Raw genomic sequence first — 12,061 nt, 5'->3', positions numbered from 1 at the left:
ATTAACGTCCTCCTGTTTCGGTTTATAAAAAATGTTTTATTTCCATAGCCAGAAATATCGCAAATACTGCTACAGCAATCAACACTGCTGAAAAAAGAAGCACCGACAGAAAATGTAGCCAGCGTTTCTGACGGATATGTCTGCGTGTCCGACGAATATCCTGCTCCAGAAGTTCCCGGAAATCCAGAACCGAACCATCATCTTTTTCGTCAAGCTGCTGAATTGCTTCATGGACAATAAAATATGTCTCAAGTTCATCGTAACAGGAAGAACAATGTTCTATATGATCCAGAAATTCTTCCAGTTCATTGATCGATAATGTGTGATTGATGTATTTTGTAACCATACTTTCTGCTATTCTGCAGTCAATGTCAGACAATGTTCTCCCTCCTTTTGCCAAATCCCATTTCCTTGTAGTATAGCACAAAAAGAAGCGTATCACAACTGAGGTTTCGTCGGAAATCATACGAGATAACCGTTCAGCTGGAACGCTTCTTTATTTACTTACTTGATTTAATTATCTTTTTCGTTCTCTGACTGCGCATCCTGTATTTCTGTAACTGCAGGTTTTTCAGTCTGTGATTCTGCAAGTGCAGGTGCAGGTGCTTCCAGAATCTTCATGAATTCATCCCCGGTAATTGTCTCATGTTCGTAAAGATACTGTGCCAGCTCATGAAGTTTTCCGATATTATCCTGAAGAATCTTCAATGCTTTCTCATGCTGCGTTCGAACGAGTTCCACAACCTTTTTATCCAGAAGAGTCTGCGTTTCAAAAGAGCAAGCCAGGCTGGAATCCCCGCCAAGATACTGATTGCTGACACTCTCCATTGCTACCATATCAAAATCATCGCTCATACCGTAACGGGAAATCATTGCTCTGGCAATTTTGGTTGCCTGTTCAATATCGTTGGAAGCTCCTGTTGTAATCGAATGGAATATCAGCTCTTCTGCTGCACGTCCACCGGTAAATGTTGCAATTTTGTTTTCTAATTCTTCTTTGGACATCAGATAATGTTCATTATCATCCACCTGCATGGTATATCCCAGTGCACCGGAAGTTCGCGGAATGATCGTAATCTTGTGTACCGGAGCCGATTCAGTCTGCTTGGCAGCTACCAGTGCATGTCCAATCTCATGATAGGATACGATCAGCTTTTCTTTATTGGAAAGAACACGATTCTTTTTCTGATATCCTGCAATAACAACTTCAATGCTTTCTTCAAAATCAGCCTGAGTCGCAAATTTACGTCCGTCACGTACTGCACGAAGCGCTGCTTCATTGACAATATTTGCAAGTTCTGCACCAGATGCACCTGCCGCTGCTTTGGCAATATCATCAAAACGTACAGAATCCGCAATCTTAATCTTCTTTGCATGTACTTTGAGAATTTCCTCACGTCCCTGAAGATCCGGAAGTTCTACAGGAATTCGTCTGTCAAAACGTCCCGGGCGAAGAAGCGCCGGATCAAGAGAATCCGGACGGTTGGTTGCTGCCAGAATAACAACTCCCTTTGATCCGTCAAAACCATCCATCTCCGTCAGCAGCTGATTCAATGTCTGTTCACGTTCATCATTACCGCCTGTGAACCCAGCACCATCACGTTTTTTACCGATAGTATCAATCTCATCAATAAATACGATACATGGGGCCTTTTCGTTGGCCTGTTTGAAAAGGTCACGCACTTTGGCAGCACCCATACCGACAAACATCTCCACGAATTCAGAACCGGAAATAGAAAAGAACGGTACTTCCGCCTCACCGGCAACGGCTTTGGCAAGAAGAGTCTTTCCTGTTCCAGGAGGTCCTACAAGAAGAGCTCCCTTTGGCATGGAAGCACCGATTTCTGTGTATTTCTGAGGATTATGCAGATAATCAACGATTTCTGTTAAAAGATCCTTTGCTTCATCCTCTCCCGCTACATCAGAGAATTTGATTCCTGTAGAAGATTTGACGTACACTTTGGCATTGCTCTTCCCAAACGACATCGCTCCACCAGGTCCTCCACCCATAGATGACATCATCTTCTTGCTCAGCCAGCGTCCGATAAAGATAAAAATAACAATCGGAACTACATAACTGAGAAGCAATGTCATAAAAATAGAAGGGCTTTCCGGAAGTACTTCATCCATTGTCACACCGGCATCTAACAGACGATTAACAAGGTCTGAATCATCCATTTTGACGGTCTTGCACAGAGTACTCTCTCCGGAATCTGTATTCTTCATTTCATAATAGATATAGTTCTCTTCTACCGTAGCTTTTGTCACGTTGCCATCTTCTACATTTTGAATAAAAGTAGAATAATCCGTCTTCTGTACACTTCGCTCCTGCACTGCCGGAACAACAAGCATATTCAGAAGGACGATAATAATACCTGCGATGATATAATACACATACATAGGTATTTTCTCTGGTTTCTTGTTACCGAACTTCATTTATCTTCTGTCCTCCATATCTTCAAAACAATCTCTGGCATTAAGTATTGCCAGATTCTTTTGAAATCATTTATGTCATGTACCATACCATTTTTTCAACAGTTATTCAATGTTCATTCTATGAATTTTTATAAACTTTTCATAAAGAATCTTCAATATTATACAATACATATTTTTTTACAACAAAAAAGCTCCCCGAATATTCAGGGAGCCTGGAGTGCCGCTGGCCGGACTCGAACCGGTTTTTGAGGAATTTCGCAAACACCAGTAAATACAAGGAAAGTCTGGAAACCCTTGTAAATTCAATGTTTTTATTATGTTCTGTATTACAGGATGAAGTGCAGGAAAACATATAAAATCCACACTGGTTCTCACGAAAGTTCACACGAAACGATGATACAATATCCTCCCGGCAGTGGGTACCTGCCGGGATTTCTTCCTATTTAATAACTCTGTTTTGCTTTGATATCCAGCATCCGGATCATCATAAATGCAGCACGTTCAGCCTGTTTGTTATAATCTTTTTCCAACGGACTATTCACCATATCGCCCTGATCATAATGAATAAAATAATGTGCCAGTTCGTATGCTGCTTCATATACCACTTTTTCAAATAGCTGATGTTTTCTAACGGCTATTCGATTTCCTCTTAAAATACTGGAATATCCTGCAATATCTTTAAGCTTCAATGTAATGCCCTGCTCATCCGCAAGTGCCAACAGATTCTTAAAAACAAATATCGGTTCTTCCATATATGGAACTACAATCTTTTTCTTAACCGGCTCTGTTTTAACCTTCGTCGGTACTACTTCTTTCTTCTCTGGAATCTCAGGTTCTTTCTCCTTAGCTCTGAAATAGAAGTCCACCAGGTAATCATATACCTGCCATGCCTTGTCTGTGTTGAGAGATTTCGCATGGAGCAAAGCTCCTTTTTCTGTCCAGAGATTTAATGTACTAGCAAATTTTGAACTGTCTTGAAATTCAAGACACCTTTTAAACTGCTTCAATTCCTCTCCAACCAACTCTATGTAATGTTTCCCTTTTACATATTTATCTTTATTGTAATGAAAGTTATATGAAATCAGTTTTCGTGTTGTGCCATACATTTCAGCCAATTGCTGTGATGTTAAAACTCTAACTCCCTTTACTTCTAGTACCTTAGGTAACTGCATTTTTCTTTCCTCACTTTCAAGTTTTGATTGCGAGAAAAACCTTTGAATGTTATAATATTTTCAGAGGATTTTCCTCGCAGGGTAAGAGCGTTTACAACTTTCTCAGGGTGGTAACGCTCTTATTTCTTGTTCTCGGCATAAACCTTGTTGATTCCTTCCATAACAACCTCGTACTGTGTTTTTCCCGTTACCTCACAGCACGCTTCCAGCAATGCTTTATCTTGCTTTGTTGCTCTAATCTTAATCTGTTCTGATTTAGGATTATCACTTTTCGGTCTGCCTGTTCTTGGACTCATATTTTTCACCTCACTTTTCGAGTACACAATAAATATATTACGGTGTACACAAAAAGTCAAGAGGAAATTTCTACGGTCTGTGGTAACTGCATAATAAAAAAACTCCTTTCAAATTTTGATTCTTGAAAGAAGCTCCCGTCTGCATTATAATATTTACAGAAGGAAACTTCTGGTGCAGAGATTCGTCAAACTTTGGTCGGTGCGGCGAATCTCTATTTTTTTAGTTTTGCATATACTTCTCTGATTCCTTTTCTGATAATATCAGCCTTCGACTTTCCAGTCAGCTTACAACATTCTTCAAGAATCTGAATATCTTCATCTGACATTCTTATTCTTGTTTCATGCTTTTTAGGTGAATCAGTAGGTCTACCTGTCCTCGGTGACATTTCTTCCCTCCTTTCTTTTGGTGACACATAAACATTATAATATGGTGACACAAAAGTCAAGAGGAAATTTTACCTTGTCATGAATTTCTTGACAACCTTTCAACCATTCCGGAATTTCACGACTACCTCATTTTGACCAGATAGAAATTTTCTACCAAGTTCTTATAAGCAGGTATCATTTTAATACCTAGTTCTGTAAGCAAGTGGACTTTTGTCACCTGCTTACACACGACCATTGAAATTCAACATTTGTTATAAACGAGGGGAAATTTTCTACCGTCCTTTACAAACGAGGAGTGAATTTCACATGTCCTTTTCAAACGAGGTGAGCAATCCTAACCTCCAATCAAATTGATGGCGAGTCACTCTTTCCAGTTTTTCAACTTTTGTATCGAATTATTTCTCGATTTATGTTGATTTATGTCGAATTATCTCGTATTACTATTTTTTATTTCCTTTTTATTGTAAAATTACTCAATAACAAACCATACAGGGAGGATTTTTTTTATGGAAAAGACAAAGAAATGCAAATATTGCAAAACAGAAATCCCGGCAGATGCTAAAGTATGCCCACAATGCCGAAAGAAATTAAAAGGTGGAAAATTAAAATGGATAGTCATTGCAATTATTGTTATTGCGATACTTGGAGCCGCTCTCGGCGGTGAATCTTCTTCCAGTACATCTACACCGTCTAAAACCAGCACAGCTTCCGAAGAATCAACTCCAATCGAATATACTGCTGTATCTGTTAATGATATGATGAGCGACCTTGACAGTAATGCCATGGGTGCATCTGATAAATATAAAGGACAGTATCTTGAAATAACCGGAAAGCTCACAAATATTGACGCTTCTGGAAAATACATTGACCTTATGGCTGATGGAGATTTCGAAATTATTGGTGTGCAGTGTTATATTAAAAATGATGACCAGAAAGCAAAAGTAGCATCATTAACCAAAGGTGATACTGTTACATTAAAAGGAAAATGCACAGATGTCGGAGAAGTACTTGGATACTCTCTTGATATTGACGAAATAGAATAAACAGACATAAAAGAAAATCCCCGGGGAAGGAAATGCCCCGGGATATTTTTTATATTTTCTTCAAATATTTCTTCGCAACAAATCCATAGTATTTGCCAGCAATTCGGATATAATACCAGTCTGACTCATCTGCTGCTTTGACGGTATCACAAACATCTACCAGATTTCCATTCTTCAGGAGCGGCCATTTTTTAATTTTCGGATTCTCTGCTCCTGCCCAGGAGCGGACATTGAGTTCGGTTGCTGTGACCTTGCCAACGAATTTCGGAGTTGTATTCAACGTCTTTGCAGTCTCTGTCGACGTCTGATCAGCCGTTGCTCCATAATCGATCCACACATAGCCATCAATCGCAGAATCCGTAAGTTTGTACTTTTTATTCCGGCATGCGCCGCCGTTGGCAACTACACCTGCTGCACTGGAAGTGTTTCCCTCATTGGTGTACACATATTTTGTATCATATGTCCGCACAGATCCAATATGTGAACCGTTCCGGAAGATGATCAGTGCACCTTTCTTCGGTGTCTTTTTCCATGTTCCTTTCTGTTTTGCATGCCGGGTCACACTCTGGCAGTTATAAAAACCACCGCCCATGATCTGAAGGGCTTTCGTCAGGCCAAATACTTTTACCAGTTTCCAGAACTGGTATACAGCACACCACGGCTGTCCTTGGCATCCCGGCTGTCCCCAGCTATTGACATCACGAGCAAATTTCGTGTAGTTATTGTATCCTGCGTTTTTCTGAAAATCATCCAGATATGCATTGGTCCTCTTTTCCAGATACGGCTTACCTGTTCCCTCACCGGCATAAAGATCGCCAAGATCTGTAAATTCTTTCAGTTTGTCTGTTGTCGCCACTGCTGTTTCCTCCTTCTTCGGTTCTTCTACATAGTTCTTATAAAATATATTGCGGTCTACTTTTGTACTGATGCCCGGAATTGTTGCTTTACTGGAATACTGCCAGCCAACTCCGAAATCCGGCCGTAATCTCTCCTGAAGAGTGCCGTTGTCATTGGTCGGATAACGTGCAATCCAGAAATCGTACTTTTTCAGGTGACTGCAGATCATGTTTGTGTACCAGTCCAGGTTACAGTAGATCCCAAACTTATAGCCTGCTGCCTCTACAATTTCCCGGAATGCATCAGCCATCTTGTGGATACTCTCAGATCCGAGAGTTCTCTGGTTGTGATATTCCAAATCAAGCCATACCGGATACTGGATCTTGCGTCCGTTGAGTGTAGAGACTACCTTCCGGGCTTCGCTCTGGATCTCTGTAATCGTCATTGCATAAGAGTATTTGTATACTCCGGCCGGAATATTATATTTATTGCAGGCTGCATAATTGATCTCAAAGTATGGATCTACAACATTTCCTTTCTCCGTAATACGGATCAGCACAAAATCCATACCGTAAGCAGCTACTTTATCCCAACTGATCTTGCCCTGATGGGCAGATACATCAATTCCTTTTAACTCCATCATTCATTGCTCCTTTTTTATTCATCCTTATGGATAATGACCCAAGTGGTCCATGTTCCTGCATTATTTCCGGTTCTCACTGCTATATTCGAATTCTGATAACCCAGTGCAATCTGGAATATTGCATTCGTGGATGACTCTTTAACATTTAAGATAAAGCATCCGAATCCCGGACTGTTGGTGCAAGCTTTCCCATAGATCTTGTCCTGGAGTCCTGACGCTGTTGCAGTATTCAGATTTTCGCTGGTAACTACTGTGCCCTTGGACAAAAACGGGTATCTGGCTGCATTCAGCCCGTTGATTGCCCCAACGATCGTTTTATTATCGGTCTCCAGCTTCCCAATTACCGCATTTGTCAATTTGACAATTATCCAGTCCCACAGCCCTGTGAGTACTACTCTTCTATTTGCTTTTCCTGCTGCATCATAAATCATAATGTCATCCGCATCTGCAGGAGGCGTTTTAGTTGCATAATCTGACCAAATTCCCATTTTTTCTGTCCTTTCATAAAATTAAATTTTCGATTTTTTGTTTCAGTTCCTCAATTTCCCGACGTTGCTGCTTGAGCATTGCAAACATGGCTGGAATCATAATTCTCTCATTCCAGTTCTCAGGCTTGCCGTCTACGTGATCGACCGCCAGAGGGAAATATTTGTCTACATCTTCCGCGCGGAACATCGGGAATTCAATGCCTACCCGTTCATCGTGTTCTGCCAAATAGCCATCTTTATATCGTGCCATTATCGGTGTGATCTTGTACAATTCTTCGAGGAATTCATCAGATAACTCGTCGCCAAGAATCTTGTACCTCTCCGATGATGAGCTATATTTCCCCAGTTTGTAGGTATTAATGTCTATATAAGCGTTGTATCCGGACGTTACAGTTGGGTATCCTTGTACGCGGAACGAATTATGAAAACGCACATTGCTGCTGTCGCCAAATTCAACTGTTCCCGTTGCCGAAAAATTTGTAATTTCCAAATCGCAATTCTTGGCTGTCAGATTTCTAAATTCGCCCGTACCAGCCGATACCTCGGTTGCCTGGATAGACAGTCCTTCACTATTCCAGCGGATTCCCCATTCCGTGGCAGAAGTGTCAATGTCAACAGCATTATCCCCAAAATATTTTGTGAACTCAACGGGTAATATTCCCTCACTCGAAAACTGGACTCCCGTGTATTCCATGTACTCAGCATTTTCTTCGTAACTCGTAAAAGCAGTATATCCGGAGTAATCAACAAGGCCTTTGACTGTGCCCTTGTCGTCCTGTATTTTGAGGTATCCGTTTCCGTTTTTCTTCCCGCCAAGTACTGCACAATTTCCCAACAGTGCGTCCAGGCTGATGTACAGATGCCCGTTCAGATAATAAACTCCTTTCCATGCACCGTTGTCGCTCAGGATACTTACAATCTGTTCCTGTGTAAGCGCATCCACATCAACAGTGATCGGAATGGACTGCATATCCAGCTTTGCCGACGTTCCGCCTGCTGCGTACAATTCAAAGCGAACGTAAGTATATTTCGCATTAAGACTTCTTACGGTGTAGCTCTTGGATGAGGCATCTGATGTAGAAACATCCATCTGCGTATAAGTTACTCCGTCCTCTGATACCAGCACTTTCCACCGTCCGGCATAAGCGTGCCTCGTTGCTTCTGTACCGTCTCTGTAATATGCTCTTGCTGTCAATGTTGCCGGTGTGATTATGCCGTTGGCTCCACGCTTCAGCACATTTGCCGACATCTCGATTTCATAAGTTCTTCCGGGAGCACCGTCTGACCCCTTGATAAGAGTCCAACTGTACTTGGTCGGATCAGTGGAATCAGCTTTTTCGTAGTCTGTATATTGTCCGATATAAAGTTTATCCACACTGTTGTCTACCGAAAATCCCGTCTTGCCGTCTGCTGAATTGGCGTAAGCAATATGGAAATACGGTGTCTTTCCATCCGCGCCAGGCTTTCCTGGTGTTCCGTCAGCTCCATTGGCTCCTTTGACAAGAGTCCATGCATAATCATTCGGATCTGTACTGTCTGCCTGTTCGAAGTCCACATACATACCAATATATTCTCTGTGCGAATTATCTACTGAGAAATCAGTCTTGCCGTCAGCACTATTGGCGTAAGCGAGATGTGTGTACTGTGTCCGTCCATCCTCTCCTTTTGGTCCCGGGATTCCCTGTGCTCCATCTTTACCGTCATATCCATCTACACCGCGAAATCTTGACCAGATATAATCTGCCGGATTATCGCTTTCTATAGGGGTATCCTTATTGGTTGCAATCCCAAGATATGTCGCCTGCGTAATTGTATATATCTGATCCCCGGCACTGTCCAGAATAGGACTGCCGGTGCTATCCAAGAGTTTCACGTAATCCGGAGAGTCCGACATATCCAGTCCATCTGGTCTGGTTGCGTATCGCATCCATGTGTAGGATGATTTGCCATCTTCTCCCTTTGGTCCTTGCTGTCCGACATCACCCTTAAATTTTGCCCAAGTATAATTAGATGGATTCGCGCTTGGAGTTCCGTTAAAATCCGAATACACACCAATGTACTGTGTATTTTTGTCCGGTACAGTAGTCATCTGTGATGCCGTTGGCTTCTGGACCGGCGAATACCGGATATGGAGATAGGTTGTCTTACCATCTGCGCCCACTCCCGGAATTCCCTGCGGACCTTGTTTCTGCTTAGAAACGGTAAATCTCTTCGTAATGGACAGATTATTCAAATACGTTGCCTTGATATCCACCCAGCCATTATCAGCAGCCAACCCCGTGACTGTGTATGTATGAGTTGAAATATTCCAGGAGCCAGAAATGCTTTCGGATACTGTGACTGTAAAACTGCAATCTCCAGTAATGTCCTGCGTGCCATACATTACGGTCGCTCTTGTAGATACTGACGACGGAAATACCGGAATGTTACCGTCTGAATCAGATGTGATCGTCTGCATGTCATTCGACAGCTGCAGGGTCATATTCTTGGCAAGGGCAGCCATCTTTTCAGCATTCTCAGCTTTTTCTTTTGCTTCCGCAGCATCTTGTAATGCTTTCGCAATATCAGTATCGCTGACTATCTGCCAGCTGTATCCCTTCCCATCATTTCTGAAACGGTAGCCCTGATTCTTCGAATCATAATACACATCACCAACATGCTTGCTTCGTTCTTCATCAGTCAGCCAATTTTTTGCAGGATAGTTATCAAGTGTAGGTGCATCTGTTCCGGTCCATTTATTGATACTCCCATCAATCTGCCCTTGTATGTTTTCCAATGTTGTGTCAAGTGCAGATCCACCAATTTGGATATAGCTCGCATCTATTCTGACCGTTCCGTTTTCCATATCAGCCATAAATATGACTTTCCCATTTTTATCTCTGACTGTGAAAGTACCTGCATTGATATAAGTCGCATCTATTCCTTCTGCATAGAGCAATCTGGTTATCATTTCGCCGGTCAAAATAAAGCCATAAGGGTACGTTTTACCGCCATCATTTGAGACACCAATAGCTTCAGCAGTAAACTTTATAATTGTTTTCGATTCTGCCAACGTCGGTTTGTTATGTAAGTATATGATTGTGCTTCCGTCTTCCTGTTTTTCGTCAGTTTCATACAGACCGCCCGAAGATGCAAGAGTGTCTGCCAAACGTTGTATAGCTTTCTCTCGCGCAGTCTTTTCGATTTTGACAAGTCGTCTTGCTTCGACAATGGCTTTTATTCCATCAGAAACGAACTTGCTCATTCCCCTAATTGGATCATCTGCCTGAGTCTTTACAGCGGTCTTTCCGTTGATGGTATATGACACATCTGTCAGTGGAGTAAGATACTTGTTCATGTTCCTGTCATAGGTGCAGGTCATATCGCCAAATTCTAAAAGAGGATTAAAAGCCATATCGCCTTGGAGGCTTCTAAATTTCGCTCCGATAATCGAGTCACCTATCTGTGCCGCTACAGTTGCAAGATCATCTTCTCCAATAAGGCTGTTTTCGAGTTCCAGAACGTATCCCAATTCTCCGTACAGTTCAGAATTGTCGCCACTTTTTACTCTGATTCCGGTAATCACAATATCGTCACTGGACACTGTGGGCATGTTGATATAATCTTTAAGCTCTATCGGAGTGGCTGAAAAGTCCCACTTACAGAACTGCAGATATCCTCTGCTATCCAGTCTTGCATTCGCTGTCTCAAGCATCGCCGCCCATCCAAACAACTGACGAAATGTCATATTATCCGGAAATTCGTTTACAATCAGATTCCCATGAGTCATTGAAGAGAATCCCATCGGAATATCCAGTGTCTCACATGCATCTCTGACAAGATTCATAACCGTCTGTGGCAGCACCAGATTTGATGTGTATGCAGCATTTGTTTTGTACATATCATCCAGTGCCGTGAAATTAAGGATTTCACCGTACTGTTCCGGTGTTGTGATCGTATAGACACCTTTATCAATGGTTTCAATTCTATCTTCTGTCGCTGCTTTTGTTGCAAGAATCGGATTGCCACTCTGGTCAAGAATTGGATCATAATTTTCGTCCAATAGTTCGTCTGTTACGGACGGAGAAGCTACGGAAGTCTGCATTTTCAAATATGCATGAACTTTTGCCTGATAAAAATTGTAATTTTTCCACTGATCAGAAGTATTATCCAATTCAAGTGTCATAGTTTTACAGATGACACAACCTATCGGAAAACTACTGCTTTCTGCACAATCAGAAAATGAGTTATTTCCGCTCATGATCTCATTCTGCACACCAGTCTTGGTAGTCCCATCCGCAAAAGTAATATCCACTATCTGCCAGACTCTCTCTCCATCTTCTAATTTCTTTTTAAATGCATCTGATACATTAATCAAGTGGGTTCACCCCCTGCATGTTAAATGATAATTTCGATATTGTTTTCAGATCCGGCGATACTTCTCCAAAAGTAAGACTTCCTTTTCCTACATAAAATGGATCAGTCCTCCATGCCATGTGATACAATGACCAATGATACAAATTGAATTTTTCTCCTTTTGCAACAATTTTAAAGATTTTATTCGCTTCTTTTACTGGTACATCGGTTGCCTCATAGCTGTACTGTTCAACCGTAAACAATGGCGTAAGTAAAGCTTTTCCAAACTGTGTACGATTGCTACCTTCTGAATACGTTGTTTCGAAGTTATACCCCATGTCCTTGTCTGGCTGATAGATGGAAACGCCGTTCATCTTGTATCGTTCAGTTATGTTTTTTGGAATAGTTGCCACGTCTCCACCTC

Annotated in this window: 10 protein-coding genes; 1 reads left to right on the top strand and 9 read right to left on the bottom strand. The window is 41.7% G+C overall.

What is annotated here, in order from left to right:
• Nucleotides 1-22: 22 nt before the first annotated feature.
• The 5 genes from KQI91_RS11125 to KQI91_RS11105 all read right to left on the bottom strand — a co-directional run bounded on the left by KQI91_RS11125 (nt 23) and on the right by KQI91_RS11105 (nt 4,290).
• On the bottom strand, nt 23-379 hold the full coding sequence (locus tag KQI91_RS11125; protein ID WP_253288551.1) for an anti-sigma factor family protein: 357 nt from the start codon (nt 377-379) through the stop codon (nt 23-25).
• Between the two features lie 134 nt (nt 380-513).
• Nucleotides 514-2,436: an ATP-dependent zinc metalloprotease FtsH gene (gene ftsH / locus KQI91_RS11120; RefSeq protein ID WP_216392846.1), complete on the bottom strand. Its 1,923-nt coding sequence runs from the start codon at nt 2,434-2,436 to the stop codon at nt 514-516.
• A gap of 443 nt (nt 2,437-2,879) precedes the next feature.
• Nucleotides 2,880-3,608: an ORF6N domain-containing protein gene (locus tag KQI91_RS11115; protein WP_216392845.1), complete on the bottom strand. Its 729-nt coding sequence runs from the start codon at nt 3,606-3,608 to the stop codon at nt 2,880-2,882.
• A 119-nt stretch (nt 3,609-3,727) separates the two neighbouring features.
• Nucleotides 3,728-3,904, bottom strand: a complete 177-nt coding sequence (locus KQI91_RS11110; RefSeq protein ID WP_216392844.1) for a hypothetical protein — start codon at nt 3,902-3,904, stop codon at nt 3,728-3,730.
• A gap of 212 nt (nt 3,905-4,116) precedes the next feature.
• The gene (locus KQI91_RS11105) at nt 4,117-4,290 is read right to left on the bottom strand and encodes a ribbon-helix-helix protein, CopG family (RefSeq protein ID WP_216392843.1); all 174 of its coding nucleotides are present in this window, start codon (nt 4,288-4,290) and stop codon (nt 4,117-4,119) included.
• Between the two features lie 507 nt (nt 4,291-4,797).
• Here KQI91_RS11105 and KQI91_RS11100 point away from each other — a divergent pair.
• The gene (locus KQI91_RS11100) at nt 4,798-5,334 is read left to right on the top strand and encodes an OB-fold putative lipoprotein (protein ID WP_216392842.1); all 537 of its coding nucleotides are present in this window, start codon (nt 4,798-4,800) and stop codon (nt 5,332-5,334) included.
• Between the two features lie 49 nt (nt 5,335-5,383).
• Here KQI91_RS11100 and KQI91_RS11095 read toward each other — a convergent pair whose 3' ends face one another.
• Genes KQI91_RS11095 through KQI91_RS11080 form a run of 4 tightly spaced genes read right to left on the bottom strand, consistent with a single transcriptional unit; the run spans nt 5,384 to nt 12,050 of the window.
• Complete coding sequence (locus KQI91_RS11095) at nt 5,384-6,814, bottom strand: GH25 family lysozyme (protein ID WP_253288547.1); 1,431 nt, start codon at nt 6,812-6,814, stop codon at nt 5,384-5,386.
• Between the two features lie 14 nt (nt 6,815-6,828).
• The gene (locus tag KQI91_RS11090; RefSeq protein WP_216392841.1) at nt 6,829-7,302 is read right to left on the bottom strand and encodes a pyocin knob domain-containing protein; all 474 of its coding nucleotides are present in this window, start codon (nt 7,300-7,302) and stop codon (nt 6,829-6,831) included.
• A 13-nt stretch (nt 7,303-7,315) separates the two neighbouring features.
• The gene (locus KQI91_RS11085; RefSeq protein WP_216392840.1) at nt 7,316-11,659 is read right to left on the bottom strand and encodes a hypothetical protein; all 4,344 of its coding nucleotides are present in this window, start codon (nt 11,657-11,659) and stop codon (nt 7,316-7,318) included.
• Nucleotides 11,652-12,050 (bottom strand): hypothetical protein, encoded by a 399-nt coding sequence (locus KQI91_RS11080; protein WP_216392839.1) that lies wholly within the window; start codon nt 12,048-12,050, stop codon nt 11,652-11,654. Before KQI91_RS11080 ends, KQI91_RS11085 begins: the two co-directional genes overlap by 8 nt.
• Nucleotides 12,051-12,061 lie beyond the last annotated feature (11 nt).

The organism is Blautia sp. MSJ-19 (genome assembly GCF_018918125.1).
In the GTDB taxonomy this organism is placed as follows: Bacteria; Bacillota; Clostridia; order Lachnospirales; family Lachnospiraceae; genus Blautia_A.
Note: the sequence above shows the minus strand (reverse complement) of the source record. Positions and strands in the feature narration are given on the sequence as shown.

Excerpts from the sequence above, each read along its gene's own strand:
- KQI91_RS11115 (WP_216392845.1), bottom strand. The coding sequence starts at position 3,608 with ATGCAGTTACCTAAGGTACTAGAAGTAAAGGGAGTTAGAGTTTTAACA.
- KQI91_RS11105 (WP_216392843.1), bottom strand. The coding sequence starts at position 4,290 with ATGTCACCGAGGACAGGTAGACCTACTGATTCACCTAAAAAGCATGAA.
- KQI91_RS11095 (WP_253288547.1), bottom strand. The coding sequence starts at position 6,814 with ATGATGGAGTTAAAAGGAATTGATGTATCTGCCCATCAGGGCAAGATC.
- KQI91_RS11110 (WP_216392844.1), bottom strand. The coding sequence starts at position 3,904 with ATGAGTCCAAGAACAGGCAGACCGAAAAGTGATAATCCTAAATCAGAA.
- KQI91_RS11100 (WP_216392842.1), top strand. The coding sequence starts at position 4,798 with ATGGAAAAGACAAAGAAATGCAAATATTGCAAAACAGAAATCCCGGCA.
- KQI91_RS11090 (WP_216392841.1), bottom strand. The coding sequence starts at position 7,302 with ATGGGAATTTGGTCAGATTATGCAACTAAAACGCCTCCTGCAGATGCG.
- ftsH (WP_216392846.1), bottom strand. The coding sequence starts at position 2,436 with ATGAAGTTCGGTAACAAGAAACCAGAGAAAATACCTATGTATGTGTAT.